At 66.5% G+C, this 17,315-nt stretch carries 16 protein-coding genes and 1 pseudogene; 6 read left to right on the top strand and 11 right to left on the bottom strand.

What is annotated here, in order from left to right; translation table 11 throughout:
- Positions 1-3 precede the first annotated feature (3 nt).
- A complete protein-coding gene (locus U4Y90_RS33050; protein WP_321801041.1) occupies positions 4-1,590 on the bottom strand; it encodes an MDR family MFS transporter in 1,587 nt (528 codons plus the stop codon).
- The gene (locus tag U4Y90_RS33055; protein WP_321801042.1) at positions 1,583-2,710 is read right to left on the bottom strand and encodes an HlyD family secretion protein; all 1,128 of its coding nucleotides are present in this window, start codon (positions 2,708-2,710) and stop codon (positions 1,583-1,585) included. Before U4Y90_RS33055 ends, U4Y90_RS33050 begins: the two co-directional genes overlap by 8 nt.
- Positions 2,711-2,890: 180 nt before the next feature.
- Between U4Y90_RS33055 and U4Y90_RS33060 the strand changes: the two genes are divergently transcribed.
- Positions 2,891-3,556 (top strand): TetR/AcrR family transcriptional regulator, encoded by a 666-nt coding sequence (locus U4Y90_RS33060; RefSeq protein ID WP_321801044.1) that lies wholly within the window; start codon positions 2,891-2,893, stop codon positions 3,554-3,556.
- Between the two features lie 12 nt (positions 3,557-3,568).
- Here U4Y90_RS33060 and U4Y90_RS33065 read toward each other — a convergent pair whose 3' ends face one another.
- From U4Y90_RS33065 to U4Y90_RS33085, 5 genes are read right to left on the bottom strand one after another with little or no spacing between them, the layout of a single operon-like run.
- The gene (locus U4Y90_RS33065; protein WP_321801045.1) at positions 3,569-5,002 is read right to left on the bottom strand and encodes a cytosine permease; all 1,434 of its coding nucleotides are present in this window, start codon (positions 5,000-5,002) and stop codon (positions 3,569-3,571) included.
- A 58-nt stretch (positions 5,003-5,060) separates the two neighbouring features.
- Entirely contained in the window at positions 5,061-5,993 is a 933-nt protein-coding gene (locus tag U4Y90_RS33070) for an electron transfer flavoprotein subunit alpha/FixB family protein (protein WP_321801046.1), read from the bottom strand.
- A gap of 12 nt (positions 5,994-6,005) precedes the next feature.
- A complete protein-coding gene (locus tag U4Y90_RS33075; protein WP_321801047.1) occupies positions 6,006-6,755 on the bottom strand; it encodes an electron transfer flavoprotein subunit beta/FixA family protein in 750 nt (249 codons plus the stop codon).
- Between the two features lie 34 nt (positions 6,756-6,789).
- Entirely contained in the window at positions 6,790-7,929 is a 1,140-nt protein-coding gene (locus tag U4Y90_RS33080) for an acyl-CoA dehydrogenase family protein (RefSeq protein ID WP_321801048.1), read from the bottom strand.
- Positions 7,922-9,157: a CoA transferase gene (locus U4Y90_RS33085; RefSeq protein WP_321801049.1), complete on the bottom strand. Its 1,236-nt coding sequence runs from the start codon at positions 9,155-9,157 to the stop codon at positions 7,922-7,924. The genes U4Y90_RS33080 and U4Y90_RS33085 overlap by 8 nt, the downstream gene beginning before the upstream one ends.
- Positions 9,158-9,264: 107 nt before the next feature.
- Between U4Y90_RS33085 and U4Y90_RS33090 the strand changes: the two genes are divergently transcribed.
- A complete protein-coding gene (locus U4Y90_RS33090) occupies positions 9,265-10,224 on the top strand; it encodes a LysR family transcriptional regulator (protein ID WP_321801051.1) in 960 nt (319 codons plus the stop codon).
- Between the two features lie 212 nt (positions 10,225-10,436).
- Positions 10,437-10,694: pseudogene (gene hfq / locus U4Y90_RS33095) on the top strand (RNA chaperone Hfq); the annotation flags it as partial.
- Positions 10,695-10,740: 46 nt separating this feature from the next.
- Here the strand turns inward: hfq and U4Y90_RS33100 are convergent.
- The 4 genes from U4Y90_RS33100 to U4Y90_RS33115 all read right to left on the bottom strand — a co-directional run bounded on the left by U4Y90_RS33100 (position 10,741) and on the right by U4Y90_RS33115 (position 14,262).
- Positions 10,741-10,875: a hypothetical protein gene (locus U4Y90_RS33100; RefSeq protein WP_321801053.1), complete on the bottom strand. Its 135-nt coding sequence runs from the start codon at positions 10,873-10,875 to the stop codon at positions 10,741-10,743.
- Positions 10,866-12,335, bottom strand: coding sequence for an aldehyde dehydrogenase family protein (locus tag U4Y90_RS33105; RefSeq protein ID WP_321801055.1), 1,470 nt, complete (start codon positions 12,333-12,335; stop codon positions 10,866-10,868). The genes U4Y90_RS33100 and U4Y90_RS33105 overlap by 10 nt, the downstream gene beginning before the upstream one ends.
- A complete protein-coding gene (gene speB, locus U4Y90_RS33110) occupies positions 12,332-13,303 on the bottom strand; it encodes an agmatinase (RefSeq protein WP_321801057.1) in 972 nt (323 codons plus the stop codon). Before speB ends, U4Y90_RS33105 begins: the two co-directional genes overlap by 4 nt.
- A gap of 113 nt (positions 13,304-13,416) precedes the next feature.
- Positions 13,417-14,262 (bottom strand): helix-turn-helix transcriptional regulator, encoded by an 846-nt coding sequence (locus U4Y90_RS33115; RefSeq protein WP_321801059.1) that lies wholly within the window; start codon positions 14,260-14,262, stop codon positions 13,417-13,419.
- Between the two features lie 204 nt (positions 14,263-14,466).
- Between U4Y90_RS33115 and U4Y90_RS33120 the strand changes: the two genes are divergently transcribed.
- From U4Y90_RS33120 to U4Y90_RS33130, 3 genes are all read left to right on the top strand, one after another.
- Positions 14,467-14,814 (top strand): cupin domain-containing protein, encoded by a 348-nt coding sequence (locus U4Y90_RS33120; protein ID WP_321801060.1) that lies wholly within the window; start codon positions 14,467-14,469, stop codon positions 14,812-14,814.
- 151 nt (positions 14,815-14,965) lie between these two features.
- On the top strand, positions 14,966-16,315 hold the full coding sequence (locus U4Y90_RS33125) for an FAD-dependent oxidoreductase (RefSeq protein ID WP_321801079.1): 1,350 nt from the start codon (positions 14,966-14,968) through the stop codon (positions 16,313-16,315).
- 27 nt (positions 16,316-16,342) lie between these two features.
- On the top strand, positions 16,343-17,287 hold the full coding sequence (locus tag U4Y90_RS33130; RefSeq protein ID WP_321801061.1) for a LysR family transcriptional regulator: 945 nt from the start codon (positions 16,343-16,345) through the stop codon (positions 17,285-17,287).
- The last annotated feature ends 28 nt before the right edge of the window (positions 17,288-17,315 follow it).

The raw sequence follows: 17,315 nt of genomic DNA on the forward strand, positions 1-17,315 counted from the left end.
CAATCAGTGGCCGGCGGACGGCATCTCGCCGGGTTGAGCGCGCGGTGTCTTGAGCAGGAGCGCGAGCGGCAGACACGCGAGCAGCGCGATCGCCAGCACGTAGAAGGTTTCGGAGTAGGTCATGACGATGGCCTGCTGGCCGATTTGCGCCGACAACTGGCCGAGCGCCTGCATCTTCGCGTGCGCGATGTCGCCGCTTTGCGCGGCGAAGTTCGCGGCGCTCGCGGCGATGCGCTCCTGGCCGATCACGGAATTGGCCGTCAGCGATTCGCGGATCGACGCGGCGTGAAAATCGTTGCGCCGATCGATCACCGTGCCGATGATCGCAAGCCCGACCGAGCCGCCGAGATTGCGCGCCATGTTGTAGAGGCCCGCTGCATCGCCCGATTCTTCGCGCGAGACCGCGGCCATCGACGCCTGATTGAGCGGCATCATCGCGAGCATCTGGCCGAAGCCGCGCAAAATCTGCGACCAGAAGAAATCGTGCCCGACGCTTTGCGCGGTGAGCGAGATATCGAGCAGGCAGCTCGCGGCGAAAAACAGCAGGCCCGTGATGACGAGCACGCGAAAATCCACCTTGCCGAGCAGACGCGGCAGCACCGGCATGATGAGAAACGCGGGCACGCCCGACACGAGCATGATCGAGCCGGACTGCAACGCGTTGTAGCCCGCGACGATGCTGAGAAACTGCGGCAGCAGGAACGACACGCAATAGAGACCCGCGCCCACTGCGAACACGATGAGGATCACGCTCGCATAGCGCGGATTGCGCAGCAGCGAGAGCCGCACGATCGGCTTCTTCGCGACGAACTGCGAGATCGCGATGAGCAGAAATCCGAAGGCCGTGACGCACGTGAGCATCACGATTTCATTCGATTCGAACCATTGATTGCGCTGGCCTTCCTCGAGCACGACGGTGAGCGACGAGAGACCGATCGCGAGCCCCGCGATGCCGATCCAGTCGGCCTTGAAAAAGGACTCCCAGTGCGATTTCTCGGCCGGCAGCCCGGTGATGAGCAGCGCGACGAGCGCGAAGCCCACCGGCACGTTGACGAAGAAGCACCACGACCACGAGATGTTCTCCGCGAGCCAGCCGCCCAGCACGGGGCCGAGCAGCGGTCCGAGCAGGACGATCAGCCCGAAGATCGTCATGCCGACGGGCATCTGCTCGCGCGGCAGCCGCGTGCGGATGATGGTCTGCGCGGTCGGGATCATCGCGCCGCCGGTGAAGCCCTGACCGATGCGGCCCGCGACCATCATCGTGAGCGACGTGGAGAAGCCGCACATCACCGAGAACAGCGTGAACAGCACCGCGTTGCCGAGCAGGAAATTGCGCAGCCCGAATACGCGCGTGAGCCACGCGGCGAGCGGGATCATCACGATTTCCGACATCAGGTAGCCGGTCGAGATCCACGTGCCTTCGGTGCCGGTCGCGCCGATCTCGCCCTGGATCTGCGGCAGCGCCGAGTTGGTGATGGAGATGTCGAGCGTGGCCATCAGCGCGCCGAGCGCGCCGGCCGTGACCGCGATCCAGTCGCTCGCGCTCGCCCGATGCGCATGGGGTTGCACGCTGGCGCCGGCCTCAGTCATGACGGTTTTCCGCGGCGATGCGATGGCTGTCGTCGGTGGCGTTCTTCGTGTCGACATCGACCGTCACCGACAAGCCCGGCAGCAGCACCTTGCGCGTGAGCGGACCCGTATCGACGCGAATGCGCACCGGCACGCGCTGCACGATCTTCGTGAAGTTGCCGGTGGCATTCTCCGGCGGCAGCAGCGCGAACTGCGCGCCGGTGCCGGGCGCGAAGCTTTCCACGACGCCGTGCAGATCCGTGCCCTTGAGCGCATCGACGTGCAGCGTCGCGGGCTGGCCGACCCGCATGCGGCCGACCTGCGTTTCCTTGAAGTTCGCTTCGAGATAGAGCGCTTCCACCGGCACGACCGTCATGAGGCGCGTGCCCGGCTGCACGTACTGGCCGACGCGCACGGTGCGATCGCCGACGCGCCCCGCGACCGGGCTCACGAGCGTCGTGTCGCCGAGGTCGAGCTTCGACTGATTCAGTTGCGCCTGCGCCGCTTCCATCTGCGCGCGCGCCTGTGCGATCTGCGCTTCGGTCGCGCCGATCTGCGTCGAGGCCGAACGCGCGGCGGCGAGATTCGCGGCGAGCGTGGCGCGCGCCTGATCGCGCGTGGACACGAGGCTCGCGAGGCGCTCGGCGGTTTCGGCGCCCGTCGCGACGAGCGGACGATAGCGCGTCACGTCGTCTTCCGCGTGCGCGAGACTCACGCGCGACACTTCGGCCTGCGCCTTCGCCTGATCGGCGTTGGCGTGCTGCTGCTTCAATTCGGCTTCGGCGCGTTGAATGTCCGCGGCGCGGGCATCGAGCGTGGCCTTCGCCTGATCGAGCGATGCCTGATACTGCCGCGTATCGAGTCGCGCGAGCGGCGCGCCTGCCGCCACGGTCTGATTGTCGCCGACGAGCACCTCGGTGCCATAGCCGCTCACCTTCGGCGCGATGCTCACGCTGTCGGCCTTGAGATACGCGTCGTCGGTGGTTTCGATGAACCGGCCGACCGTCCACCAGCGCGCGCCCCACGCCACGCCGACGACGGCCGCGACGATGCCGAGCACGATCAGCAGGCGCTTGCGCGACGGTTTGCCTCGAGCGGCGTCGGCGGGCTGGCCGCCGTGCGTGGGCGCTGTGACTGACATGATTTCTCCGGGAGCTTTCGCGCTACCGCATGCGTGCGATAGCCTTCGATGAATGCGAGACAGCGAGGGCGTTCCGGGCGACAATCACCGCGCGACGCGCTCGCCAAACTAGACGATGCCGTCTAGTATGCACGAAACTAGACGCGAGCGTCTAGTTTGACCTGGCCTAAAGGAAACACGATGAAAAAGCCTCGCGCCGACGACGAAAGCGATTCGCAAGACCAGGAGCGCGGCAGCACCGTGCGTTCGCCGCTGCAGGCGCGCGGTCGCGCGCGCATCGAGGCCGTGCTGGACGCGACAGCCGGGCTGATCGTGGAAAAAGGTCTGGAAGGCGTGACGATGCACGGCGTCGCGCGGCGCGCACAGACGCCGATCGGCTCGATGTATCACTTTTTTCCGGATCGCGACGCCTTGCTCGCGGCGTTATGGGATCGTCACGCGGCGGCGCTGGAAGAACTGGAAGACGAGCTCTCGCGCATCGACGGCGAGACGTGGCGGGCGCTGTCGGCGGAAGCGGTGATCGATCGCATCATGACGCCGCACATCGAATACTTCGAGCGCAAGACCGATTTTCTGATTCTGATGTCGGTCATGCCGCACGACGAGGCCAGGAAGAAGCGCAAGTCCAGCATGATGCGCAAGGTGATCGACGCGCGCATGCCCGGCGTGAAAGCGTCCGAGCGCGAGCTTTACGTGGACATGCTCCACGCGCTCGCGAGCGGCGCGCTGGCCGTCAAACTGCGTCCCGCGATGGGCGATGTGCAGTTGGCGCGCCGCTATCTGCGCGAGGTGAAGCGGGCGCTGGCCGCCTACCTCGCTGCGGTGGAAGCCGCCGTGCTCAAGTGACGGCCGGCGCTGTCAGTCCGCGTCGGTCATCGGCCCGGGGACGATGAGCCGCTCCGGCGCATGCGAGCGCGCGAGTCGCGACACCGCGTAATAGAGCACGCCCGGCACGACGATGCCCACGATCCACGACACGTCCACGCCGCCGAGCGCATCGACCCACGGGCCGGTGTAGAAGCCCGTCGCGACGAACGGCATCTGCACGAGCACGCCGAGCGCATAGACCGTGAGGCCCGCGACGTTCCATCGGCCGTAGCGGCCGTCGACGTCGAACAGGGCGGGCACGTCGTAGCGTTCGCGCGTCACCCAGTAGTAGTCGACGAGATTGATCGCGCTCCACGGCGTGAAGAACACGAGCAGGAACAGCAGGAACGAAGAGAACGCCTTCAGGAACGAATGCTGTCCGGCCAGCGCGAGCCCGCTCGATGCCGCGACGCTCAGCAGCACGAACACGAGCCGCGTGCGTCCCGAAATCTCGCGTTGTCCGCCGAAGCCGGTGACGATCGCCGCCACCGACATCACGCTGCCGTATGCGTTGAGCGTGGTGATGGTGAGCTTGCCGAGCGCGATCGTGAAATAGAGCACCGCCGCGATCGCGCCGCTCGCGCCGAGTCCGACGATGAACGCAACTTCGTGCCCCGAGAAGCGCTCGCCGGCGAGCGCGGCGGCCAGCACGCCGAAGGTCATCGACACCTGCGCGCCGATCACCGTGCCGCCGAAGACGGCGAAGAAGGTATTGAGCGCGGAGGTCGACCTGGGCAGATAGCGCGAATAGTCCGCGACATACGGCCCATACGCGATCTGCCACGACGCCGACAGCGAGACCGCCAGCAGGAACGACGCGACGGTGAAGTGGCGGTTGGCGAGCAGCGTGTCGAGCGCGTGACCGTGCAGCAGGCTCGCGAACAGATACAGGAACGCGAGCGTGCCGACGACGCTCGATACGCGGCCCATCGCGTGAATGACGCGATAGCCGAGGCCGGTGAGCAGCACGACCAGCGCCGCGAAGATCAGGATCGACGTGGTGTTGTCGGTGTGCAGCAGCTCGCCGATCGCCTGCCCCGCGAGCACCGTGCCGCCCGCGGAAAAGCCGATGTACATCACGCAGACGAGCACCAGCGGAACGATCGCGCCGTACACGCCAAACTGCACGCGGCTCGAAATCATCTGCGGCAGGCCGAGTTGCGGTCCCTGCGCGCCGTGCAACGCCATCACGGCGCCGCCGATGACCTGACCGATGAACAGCCCGATCAGCGACCAGAACACGTCGCCGCCGAGCACGACGGCAAGCGCGCCGACGACGACTGCCGTCACCTGGAGATTCGCGCCGAACCACAGCGTGAACTGGCTGAACAGATTGCCGTGGCGTTCGGCGTCGGGAATATAGTCGATCGAGCGGCGCTCGATCAGCGACGCGTTCGCGGCGGGTGCCGAGTTGTTACGTTCCATGCTCGTCTCCTGAGCGGTGAGGAACTTCCGTTGGAGGATGGGTGCGCGATTCCAAGAGTCAGGCTGCGTCGACGAAGGCCGGCACGATGTCGTGCAGATCGCCGACGAGTCCGTAGTCGGCCACGCCGAAAATCGGTGCTTCCGGATCCTTGTTGATCGCGACGATCACCTTCGAATCCTTCATGCCGGCGAGATGCTGGATCGCGCCGGAAATGCCGACGGCCACATACAACCGGGGCGCGACGATCTTGCCGGTCTGTCCGACCTGATAGTCGTTCGGCACGTAGCCCGCGTCGACGGCGGCGCGCGATGCGCCGAGCGCCGCGCCGAGCTTGTCGGCGAGCGGCGCGAGCACCTTCGCGTAGTTCTCGCCGCTGCCGAGCCCGCGGCCGCCGGACACGATCGTGTGCGCGCTCGTGAGTTCGGGGCGATCCGGCTTCGTCGCTTCGCGGCTCACGAGGCGCGACAGGCCGCGGTCGGCCGCGGCCTCGATGTGCTCGACGGACGCGCTGCCGCCGTGTGCCGATACCGCGTCGAAGCTCGTCGTGCGCACCGTAAGCACTTTGACCTCATCGCCCGATCGAACCGTCGCGATCGCGTTGCCCGCATAAATGGGGCGCTCGAACGTGTCGGCATCGACGACGGCGGTGATATCGCTGATCTGCGCGACGTCGAGCGTCGCGGCGATGCGCGGCATCACGTTCTTGCCGAAGGCCGTCGCAGGCGCGAGGATGTGCGAGTAGTTCCGTGCGATCGGAACCACCGTCGCTTCGACGTTTTCCGCGAGCCCGGCTGCGAGTTGCGGCGCATCGGCGAGCAGCACCTTCGACACGCCCTCGATCTTCGCCGCCGCATCCGCCGCGCGCCGCGCTTCGTGACCCGCGATCAGCACGTCGATATCCACGCCGATCTTTTGCGCGGCGCCCACGGTCTTGAGCGTCGCCGCGCTGACCGATGCATCGTCGTGTTCCGCGATAACCAGAATTGTCATTTCCCGTCTCCTTCAAAGAACCTTGGCTTCGGTCTTGAGCCTGTGGATCAGCGCTTGCACGTCGGGCAGCTTCACGCCGGCGGCGCGCGTGGGCGGCTCGCTGACTTTCAGCGTGTGCAGGCGCGGCGTCACATCGACGCCGAGATCGGCGGGCCGGATCGTATCGAGCGGCTTCTTCTTCGCCTTCATGATGTTCGGCAGCGTGACGTAGCGCGGCTCGTTGAGGCGAAGGTCGGCGGTGACGACGGCCGGCAGTTTCAGCGACAGCGTTTCGCTTCCGCCGTCGACTTCGCGTGCGACGGTCGCGAACCCGTCGGCGATCGATATGTCCGATGCGAACGTCGCCTGCGGCAGGCCTGCGAGCGCGGCGAGCATCTGGCCGGTCTGATTGGAGTCGTCGTCGATGGCCTGCTTGCCGAGCATCACGAGCGAAGGCTTTTCCCGATCGACCAATGCCTTCAGCAACTTCGCGATCGCCAAGGGCTGCAAGTCCTCGGACGTCTCCACCAGCACGGCGCGGTCCGCACCGATAGCCAGCGCCGTGCGCAAGGTCTCCTGACACTGCGCGACACCGCACGACACGGCGATCACTTCGCTCGCGACGCCGGCTTCCTTCAGACGCACCGCGCCTTCGACGGCAATCTCGTCGAACGGATTGATGGACATCTTGACGTTCGCGATGTCGACGCCCGACTGATCTGACTTCACGGCCACCTTCACGTTCGCGTCGACGACGCGCTTCACGGCCACCAGGATCTTCAAGACTTCGTCTCCTTATATGGAATGCTAACTAGTGTCACGCAAACAGCAGACGCGCGATGACGGTGCGCTGAATCTCCGACGATCCTTCGTAGATTCGGAGAATGCGCGCATCGCGCACGAGGCGCTCGATGCGCATCTCGCGCGTAAAGCCGTAGCCGCCGTGAATCTGCAGCGCGCTGTCCGTGACGAACGCGACCATCTCCGAAGCGTAGAGCTTCGCCATCGATGCGAGCTCCGTGAACGGCTCGCCGGCGGCGCGTCGCGCGGCGGCCTGCAGCGTCAGAAGCCATGCGGCTTCGAGACGGGTTTTCATGTCGGCGAACATCCATTGCAGGCCTTGCTTGTTCGCGAGCGGCTCGCCGCCGACGTTGCGCTGCTTCGCCCAGTCGAGCGCATCGCCGAATGCCGCTTCGGCGATGCCGAGGCTCGTCGCCGCGACGTCGAGGCGGCTGTTGTCGAGCACCTTCATCGCGGTGCGAAAGCCGCTGCCTTCCTCGCCCAGCCGGTTCGCGGCGGGCACGACGCAGTCCAGCGCGACTTCGTGCGCCGGCGCGCCGTGAATGCCCATCAGCTTTTCGGGAGGCGCTACGGTGACGCCGGGCGTGTCGCGATCCACGACGAACGCGCTGATCCCGCGCGTGCCTTTTTCGGGCGAAGTCTTCGCATAGACGACGATGAATTGCGCCGCGTCAGCATTGGAAATGAAGTGCTTGACGCCGCGAATGTGATAGCTGTCGCCGTCGCGCAGCGCTTGCGTCGACATGCCCGCGGGATTCGAACCCGCCTGCGGCTCGGTCAGTGCGAATGCGCCGAGTTTCACGCCCGTCGCGGCGTCCGGCAGATAGCGGTCGCGCAAATCGTCCGAGCCGCCGATCAGGATGGAGTCGGTCGCCAGATAGTGCGCGCCGATCATCGACGACGTGGCCGCGCATGCCTTCGCGATTTCAGACAGCGCGAGAATGATCGCCGCCGGCGTTGCGCCGACGCCGTTCCAGCGTTCGGGCAGGTTCATGCCCATCACGCCGAGTTCGGCGAGCGCGCGAACATAACGCGTCGTCGGGATTTCTTCGCGATCGACCTGCGCCGCGTGCGGCGCGAGTTCGGCTTGCGCGTAGCGGCGGATCGCGTCCGCGATTTCGAGGTCGGCGTCGCTGACGCCCAATCGCTTAAGCAAGATCTTTCTCCTGAGTGAGTTCGGCGACGCCCGTGCGCACGACGCCGTTTGCCGCGAGTCCGGCGATTGCCGTCGCGTCGAGGCCGAGCAATTCTTCGAGCACTGCCGACGTGTGTTCGCCGATGCGCGGTGCGCGCGTCGTGCGCGTGGCGGGGTAAGCGGAGAACTTGAGCGGCTGGGCGGGCACGCGCAGGCTCGATCCGTCGGCGGCGGCGGTGTCGACGAGCAGACCGCGCGTGCGGGCCTGCTCGCTGTCGAGCGCTTGCTGGACGCTCTGGATCGGCGCGACGGGAATGCCCGCGCCGCTCAGCGCCGCGTTCACGTCGACGACCGAGCGCTGCGCCGCCCATCGCTCGATGCAGGCGCGCAGTTCGGCTTCGTGCTCGCAGCGCGACGCATCGTTGCCGAAGCGCGGATCGCCGGCGAGTTCGGGATGGCCGATCGCGTCGGCGAGTTGGCCGAAGAGCTTGTTGTTGAGCACCGCGACGACGAAATGACCGTCCGACGCGCGATACGCGCCGAACGGCGCGGAAGTCGGATGGCGATTGCCGACGCGCGGCTGCGCGATGCCCGTGGTCGCATAGCGGGCGACGAGCGCGGCGGTCAGGCTGAGCGTGGCGTCGAACATCGATACGTCGACGTGCGTGCCCTTGCCGGTGCGGTCGCGCGCGACGAGCGCGGCCAGCACGCCCCACGACGCGAAGATGCCGCTCACGACGTCGGACACGGAATCGCCGACGAGCGTCGGCTCGCCGTCGGGTGCGCCGGTCGCGTCCATCAGCCCGCACAGCGCTTGCAGAATGATGTCGTACGCGGGCCGGTGCGATTCGGGGCCGGTCTGACCGAAGCCCGACACGCTCGCGTAGACGAGCGCCGGGTTGCGTGCCGACAAGGTCTCGTACCCGATGCCCAGACGCGCGGCGACGCCGGGGCGAAAGTTCTCGACGACGACATCGGCCCGCGCACACAGCGATTGCGCGAGCATCTGCCCGTCAGCGGTCTTCAGATCGATGACGACGCTGCGCTTGTTGCGATTCATCGCGCTGAAGAGGCCGCTCTCGCCGTGCGCGAAAGGACCGATCGCGCGATAGTCGTCGCCGCCGGGCGGCTCGATCTTGATGACGTCGGCGCCGAGATCGCCGAGCAGCGCCGAACAGAGCGGCCCCGCGAGCACCCGGGAAAAATCGATCACGCGTATGCCGTCGAGCGGCAGCCTGGACACAGTCACGGCCTCATCTCCTGAAGTTCCGGCCAGATCGGCCGGTGTGATGATTCTGGTCGTGCCGGGCAATTAGATAAAATATCGGAATAAATTAACGGCTATAGGATTTTCGTATGGCTTTGTCGCTCAGGCTGCTGCGCTATTTCGTTGCGGCCGCGGAGCTGGGCAGCACGACCGCGGCGGCCAGCCAGCTCAACGTGTCGCAGCCGTCCATCTCGGTGGCGATCCGCGAGCTCGAAGCGCTGTTCGACGATCCGCTGTTTTCGCGCGGCGCCGGCACGCGCATGACGCTCACGCAGTTCGGCGAGCGCAAGCTTGCCGAGGCGCGGCGGCTGCTGGCGTCGGCATCCGCGTTCGCGACCGACGACGTCGGCGAGGAAGAGGGCGGCGAGGTGCGGATCGGCGTGTTTCGCACCATCGCGCCGGTTTATCTGCCGGGCGCGCTGGCGCTCGCGCAGGCGCGCCATCCGCGGCTGTCGGTGCGCTTCGTCGAAGGAGATTTGCCGCAACTGGAGACGTGGCTGCAGAAGCGGCAGATCGATTTCGCGCTGATGTACGACGTGGGCTTGCCCGACGACATCGAGCGCGAATGCCTCGCGGAACTGCGTCCGTACGGGCTCGTGCCCGCCGGCTCTCATCTCGCGAAGCGCAGGCGGGCCGTGTCGCTGCGCGATCTCGCGGCGGAGCCGTTCATCCTGATCGACCTGCCGCAAAGCCGCGACTTCCTGATGACGCCGTTCTGGCAGTGCGGCTTGTCGCCGAACGTCCGCTACCGGGCGGCGTCGATCGAACTGGTCCGCGGGATGGTGGCGAGCGGTCTGGGCGTGTCGCTGCTGATTACGCAAAGCCCGGCGGCGACGCAATCGCCGCTCGTGGTCGAGTGTCCGATTCAGGAGTCGACGGTGATTCAGCCGCTGGTGATCGCGAGACCGGCGCGTGCGGCGCGCATGCGCGCGTCGGAGTGGATGTCGGCCTGCGTGCGCGATGCGGTCGCCGACGCGATGCGCGCGCGGGCAGAGCGCAAGAACGGCACCGCCCGGCGACGCACGGACTGCGGCCAGGCGCCAGAATGAATGCCGCGATTTCGCGGCTGGCCACGGCGTTTCGTACGAAGATTATCCCGCGCGGTTTCCGCCCGAACGTTTCGCGCAATTCTTTTCTTCGCAACTAGCGCGCGGAAACGGGATAATGACTCGTCCAAAGAAAACACGCGGAGCGACAAGCAGGATTCCCTGACTGACGACAGTCAGCCGGGCGCCTGCGCTCCATTCAACACGAGTCTTAAATGTCCAACACTCCGGCCAGTATTCAAGGCGATTTTCTCAACGCGCTCAGAAAAGAACGCAAGCGCGTTTCCATCTATCTCGTTAATGGGATCAAGCTGACGGGCCATATCCAGTCGTTCGACACGTACATGGTCTATCTCAATTCGACTGCCGGATCCCAGGTTCTCTTCAAGCACGCGATTTCGACCATTTGCGAAGATCACGGCGGGCCCGCCCGACCGAATCATCGCGAACCGCGCGGCGCGAGCGACCGGCCGCCCCGTTCGCGCAGCTAGCGCGAGACATGCGGGACGGGGGAGGAATTCAGCGCGTCGCGGTCGCGGCGATCATCGCTGCGACCGCGTGGCCGGGCGGCGTCGCGCGGAAGGCGCGCTCGCCGGCATTCGCCTGACGCCCGGCCTGACGCCAGCCGGGATCGTCCGCGGTGATCATCCGCACGACATGATGGCGTGGCGCAATTCCTGATAGCTGCGCAATCCCGCCACACCGAGTTCACGGCCGATGCCGCTCAGGCCGAGTCCGCCCCAGCACACCTGCGGAAAGATCAGTTGCGGTGTGTTGATCCACACGAGCCCCGCGCGCAGCGCCTGACGATAGCGGCGTGCGGCGGCTTCATCGCGTGTCACGACGGTCGCCACGAGTCCGTAACGCGTGTCGTTGGCGAGCGCGATGGCTTCATCGTCGGTTCGGAACGATTTCACGCACGCGACCGGCCCGAACACTTCTTCGGTCCATAACACGTTGCCCGCATCCGGCTCCGCGACGACGACAGGCGCCATGAAAAAGCCCTCCGCGCAGGCACTGTCGAGCGCGCCGCTGAACGCGACGGTCGCGCCGTCGGCCACGCCCTGATCCAGCAGCGCCTGCACACGCGCACGCTGCGCGCGGGAAACGAGCGGGCCCATCGAGACGTTTTCGACGTGCGGCGGCGCGACCACGAGCGCGCGCACCGCCGTTTCGAGCGCGGCGACGAATTTGCGATAGACATCGTCGTGCACGAGGATGCGCGAGGTGGCCGAACACATCTGCCCGGCGTTCGTGAACGCGCCGCCCGTCGCGAGGGCGACCGCTTGTCCGATGTCCGCATCGGCGCGCACGATCAGCGCGGATTTTCCGCCGAGTTCGAGCGTCACGCGCTTCATGTCTTGCGCCGCGGCCTGCATCACCTTGCGGCCCACGGCCGTGCTGCCCGTGAACGAGATCTTGTCGACGAGCGGATGCGCCGCGAGCAGCGCGCCCACGTCGCCGCCGCCGTTGACGAGATTCACGACGCCGTCGGGGACGCCCGCCGCCGTCATGATCTCCGCGAGCAGATGCTCGACCGGCGAAGTGAATTCGGACGGTTTCAACACCGCCGTGCAACCCGCCGCTAGCGCGGGCGCGATCTTCCATGCGGTCGTGACCATCGGGAAGTTCCACGGCACGATCAGCGCGGCCACGCCGACGGCTTCGTAACGGCGTTCGCCCGTCACGGTGCGGTCGGGCAATGTCAGCGTGTCGGCGGCGAAGAGCGGAGCCTGCGCGCACAGATCCGCGTAGTAATCGAACGTGGCGATGGCATCGTTCACGTCGGTGTCGGCTTCGAGCGGAGGCTTGCCGCTGACCCGCTGCTGCATCGAGGAGAGACGCGCGCGGTCCGCCGAGAGCAGTCCGGCGATCTTGCGCAACACCTCACCCCGCGCAGCGGGCGTCCGGCTCCGCCATGCGTCGAGGGCGGCGTGTGCGGCGAGCACGGCGGCATCGACTTGCGCGGCATCGGCGTGTTCCTGCCAGCCGATCACCTCGCCCGTCGATGCATCATGGATTGCATTGCCGGATTCCAGCACCGATGCGCCGTAGCGCGTGCCCGCGATCGTCGCGGCGGGCAGCAGGAGCGAGCGGTCGTCACGCATGTTCATGATTGTCCCTCGGCAGCTTGACGATACCGGACGCCGGGCATCACGCAGAGCATCTCGAACGCGAGATTCGCGCCCACCAGCGCCGTGGTGCCGGCCTGATCGTAGGGCGGCGAGACCTCGACGAGATCCGCGCCGACGATGTTGAGCCCTTTCATGCCGCGCACGATTTCGAGGCCTTGCTGCACGGACAGGCCGCCGATTTCCGGCGTGCCGGTGCCGGGCGCGAACGACGGATCGAGCCCGTCGATATCGAAGCTGAGATACACGGGTGTGTCGCCGACCCGCGCGCGCACCTCGTCCATGAGCGGCGCGAGCGAGCGGTTCCAGCACGCTTCGGCCTGCACGACGGTGAAGCCCTGCTTGCGGCACCAGTCGAAATCGTCGGCGTGGTAGCCGGTGCCGCGCAAGCCGATCTGCGTGACCTTGTCGCATTGAAGCAGGCCGTCTTCCACCGCGCGGCGGAACGGCGTGCCGTGCGCGATCTTCTCGCCGAACATCGTGTCGTTGACGTCGGCGTGCGCATCGACATGCACTACCGCGACCTTGCCGTATTTCCGGTGCAACGCGCGCAGGATCGGCCAAGCGATCGTGTGGTCGCCACCGAGCGTGATCGGGCGGCAGCCGTTCGCGACGATCGCGTCGTAAGCCGATTCGATCAGGCGGATCGAATCCTTGAGGTCGTACGGATTGGTCGCGACGTCGCCGATATCGGCCACTTGCAGCGAATCGAACGGCGCGGCGCGCGTCGCCATGTTGTAGGGGCGCAGCAGCACCGATTCAGCGCGGATCTGGCGCGGCCCGAAGCGCGCGCCCGAGCGGTTGGAGGTGCCGATATCGAGCGGCACGCCGACGAAACACGCGTCGAGGCCGTCGGTGCTGGTCGCCTGAGGCAGGCGCATCATGGTCGCGATGCCGCCGAAGCGCGGCATGTCGTTGCCGCCGAGCGGCTGGTTGAGTTCGCGCTGCATCAGCGTGTCTCCCGTCATCGTTGTATGGACGGGCCGATGTTAGGCGACGCGCTCGTCGCGCAAGTCACGAAGTGGAGATGTTCACATCGAACCGGTTCGATGTGAACGGGGCTTCAGAGGGCGCTCAAGCGAGGGCAAGCCTGCCCCCACGCGATCAGGTCGCGCTTGGTGCGCACGTCGAGCTTCGCGAACGCGCGCTTCACATACGACTCCGCCGTGCCCACGCGCACGCCGATGATCTCCGCGGCCTCGGGCACCGTGCGCCCCGTGATCAGATGCGTGCAAATCTCGTATTCGCGTTTGGACAGGCGCACGTGATCGGCCGCGATGCGCGCGTCGAATTGCGCGAGCGGATGCAGGAACGACGTGGGATGCGCCACGCGTCTCGCCGCGCTCGTCGATGCGTGCAACTCCAGCAGCGGAAACAGAAATTCGCTCACGCTGCGAAAGCGGTTCATCTCGGCGAGCGTGAACGGCGGCGCGTCGAGCGCGCGTTCCAGCGCGATGGAATCCTGCGCGTGAAGCGTGCCGCGCGCGAGCACGCATTCGTGCGCGATCGATGCTTCGTCGAAGAGGCGCTGGCGAAATTCGCCGGGCGGTATCGCGCCGATGTCGCGCACCACGAGCATCGTGCCGACCTTGCCGCGAATGCCCGCGAAGAGCGGATCGCTGTCGTAGAAGCGGTCGTAGTAGAGCGTCATGACCTCGGAGATCACGCCCGTGTCCATGCCCACGCCGCCGCTGCCGATCCATTCGCAGCGAAAGCCCGTGGGCTTGCTGCGATCGACGCGCGAACGCTCGATATGCACGACATTGAGCGGCACGACTTCGTTGAGAAGCAGCGTGAGACGCGGCACGAAATCAGGTGTGCCGACCGCTTCGATGACTTTGCCGAGCGTCTTGAAGGAGAGCGGAAACGCGGCGGAATCCTGATTGAGCGGGGGTACGTTGAGCAGCATGGCGCGCCCCAAAGAAAAGGCTTCCCGATTGTAGAGCAAGCGCCGCATCGCTTGCCAGATGGGGTTTTCAGACAATCTAGGTATTTACCCGCGCATCGCTAAAACGCGGCTTGTCCCCCCTGCGGGGGGGCATACCGGGGCGTCGCGAGTCGGTAACTTTGGCGCACCGATTCATTGAAACCGACGCATCGAAGGAAACGACACGTGAGCAAGCTGATTCAGGACATCGCGCCGCTGGGCGCAGCCATCGGGCAATTCACCAGGCTCGACTACGGCATGGACGAAAGCGACTGGCGCGCGGCCGAGGGCCAGAGCGGCAATTTCGTGATCGGCTGGTGGGAGGGCAAGGTCGGCGCCGTCGATTTCCCCGCGACCACCGCCGACGAAGCGGTCTGGCTCGTCGAAGGCAGAGTCGCGCTCACCGACGTGAACGGCGGCCGCCGCGAATTCGCGGCGGGCGAGGGCTACCTTCTGCCGGCGGGCTTCGCGGGCCGCTGGGAAACGATCGAGGACGCGAAGAAGTTCTACGTCGTGCTCGAACCGCGGCAATAACCGTCGCGCGCCGCGCCCGAGGAGGAGACACGTCATGAACGAAAGCGCGCAACTTTTGGAAGCCGACATCGCCGGGCACGGCGTGTCGAGCGGCGTGCGCCGCACGCCTGCCGGACTGACCGTCGAGGAAGCGCTCGCCCGCACGCGGCTCATGCCCTACTGGCTCGACAATCCCGCCGAACCGCCCGCCGAGCCGGCGCTCGCGAGCGAGACGCAGGCCGATCTGCTGATCGTCGGCGGCGGCTTCACCGGCTTGTGGGCCGCCGTGCAGGCGAAGGAACAGATGCCCGATCTCGACGTCGTGTTGATCGAAGCGGGACGGGTCGCGCATGGCGCATCGGGGCGCGCGGGCGGCATCATCTCGACATCGGTGATGCACGGTCTGCCCAACGCCGTGCGCGTGTTCCCGAACGACATCGCGGAGCTCGAAGCATTCGGCCAGCGCAATCTCGATGGCTTCGAGGCGACGCTCGAACGCTACGGCATCGATGCCGATATCGAATGGAACGGCGAGATGACGGTGGCCGTGGACCCCGATCACGTCGATCATCTGCGCGCCGATCACGACCTGCACAAGTCATACGGCCACGACGTCGTGCTGCTCGACGCGGCGGCCACGCGCGAACAGCTCGATTCGCCGCTGTTCGCGGGCGCGCTCTGGTCGCGCAACCGCAGCGGCATCGTGCATCCGGCCAAGCTCGCGTGGGGTCTGAAACGCGCGGCGCTCGCGCTCGGCGTGCGGCTCTATGAACACAGCCCGCTCACCAGCGTGACCGACGAAGGCCCGAGCGTCCTCGTGAAAACGCCCGCGGGCAGCGTGCGCGCGGCGCGCGTGCTGTTCGGCAGCGGCACCGCGAAAGTCGGCATTCCGGACATCAATCGCCGGGTGTTGCAGGTGCGCGACCACGTGCTCGCAACCGAGCCGCTCACCGAAGAGCAACTGGCGCGCATCGGCTGGAAGCAGCGTCAGGGCATCTACGACACGCGCACGCAGCTCAACTATTTCCGCCTCACGAAGAACAACAACATCATCTTCGGCGGACTCGTGAGCTATCACTTCGACGGCGATCCCAATCCGCCGCACGACCAGAAGCGCGACACGTACTACCGTCTCGCCGAGGCGTTCTACACGACCTTTCCGCAATTGCGCGACGTGCGCTTCTCGCACGCGTGGGGCGGCCCGATCGACTACTGCTCGCGCGGCTCGGTGTTCGCGAAGCGCTATCTCGGCGACAAGGCCGTGTTCGTCGCGGGCTACACGGGCTTCGGCGTGGCCGCGAGCCGCTTCGGGGCATTCATGGGCCTGAACATCCTGTTCGATCGCGAAAGCCCGGAGCGCGCGCTCGACATCGCCAATCAAAGCCCGACGTACATTCCGCCCGAGCCGGTGCGATGGCTCGCCGCGAAGGTGACGTTCCACGCGTTCGACGGCGCCGATGCCGAGGGCGGCTGGAAACGCGCGTGGATCAAGGGCATCAAGGCGATGGGCTTCCCGATGTGAACGCGGCGACCTGACGCGAGCAACCGCATGTTCTCCAATACATCAGATCTCGACCTGCGCCTCGTGCGCGTCTTTCTCGCGGTGGTCGACGCGCGCGGCATCACCGCCGCCGAAGCCACGCTCGGCGTGCGCCAGTCGACCATCAGCTCGCAGCTTTCCGCGCTGGAGGCGCGCATGGGCTTCCGGCTGTGCGAGCGCGGGCGCGGCGGTTTCAGGCTCACGTCGAAAGGCGAGCGTTTCGTGGCATCGGCGCGCGCGCTGACCGCCGCGACTTCGCAATTCGTCGCGCAGGTGCGCGATATCGACCGCAAGCTCGTGGGCACGCTGTCGATCGGCCTGATCGGGCAGGCGTCGCATGTCGAGAACGCGCGGCTCGCGGAAGCCATCGGCGCATTTCGCAAGCGCGATCAGGCCGTGCGCTTCGCGATGCACGTGGCGCCGCCGCAGGAGCTGGAAGAAAGCCTCGTCAATCGGCAGCTCGATCTCGCGATCGGCTACTTCTGGCATCGCGTTGCGGGACTGTCGTACAGCAAGCTGTTCAGCGAGCGTCAGGTGATGTGTTGCGGGCGCGGACATCCGCTCTTTCACGCGGACCCGCACGTGACGCTCGACGATTTGCGCGCGCACGACTGGATCTGGCGCAGCTATCCCGTGCCCGAGGAACTCGCGAGCATCGGCGAGCGCCGCGTGACGGCCATCGCGGACAGCATCGACGCGGCCACGGTGCTGATTCTTTCGGGCAGCCATATCGGCTATTTGCCCGCGCATCACGCGCAAGCCTTCGAGCAGCGCGGCCTGATCCGCGTGCTCGGGCGCAGCGCCTTCGGCTTCGACGTGCCGCTGCACCTCGCGATGAAGCGCGACATGGCCGACAAACCGATCATCCGGGCCTTCTGCGAAGACCTTTCCGGTGTTTATGGCACGCAGGTGAATGAACGAGAGGCGCGCACAGAACGCGCAGATGCAGTGTGAAACGCCGCAGCGCATCGGCTACGCCCGA

The organism is Caballeronia sp. J97, assembly GCF_905220305.1.
Classification (GTDB): domain Bacteria; phylum Pseudomonadota; class Gammaproteobacteria; order Burkholderiales; family Burkholderiaceae; genus Caballeronia.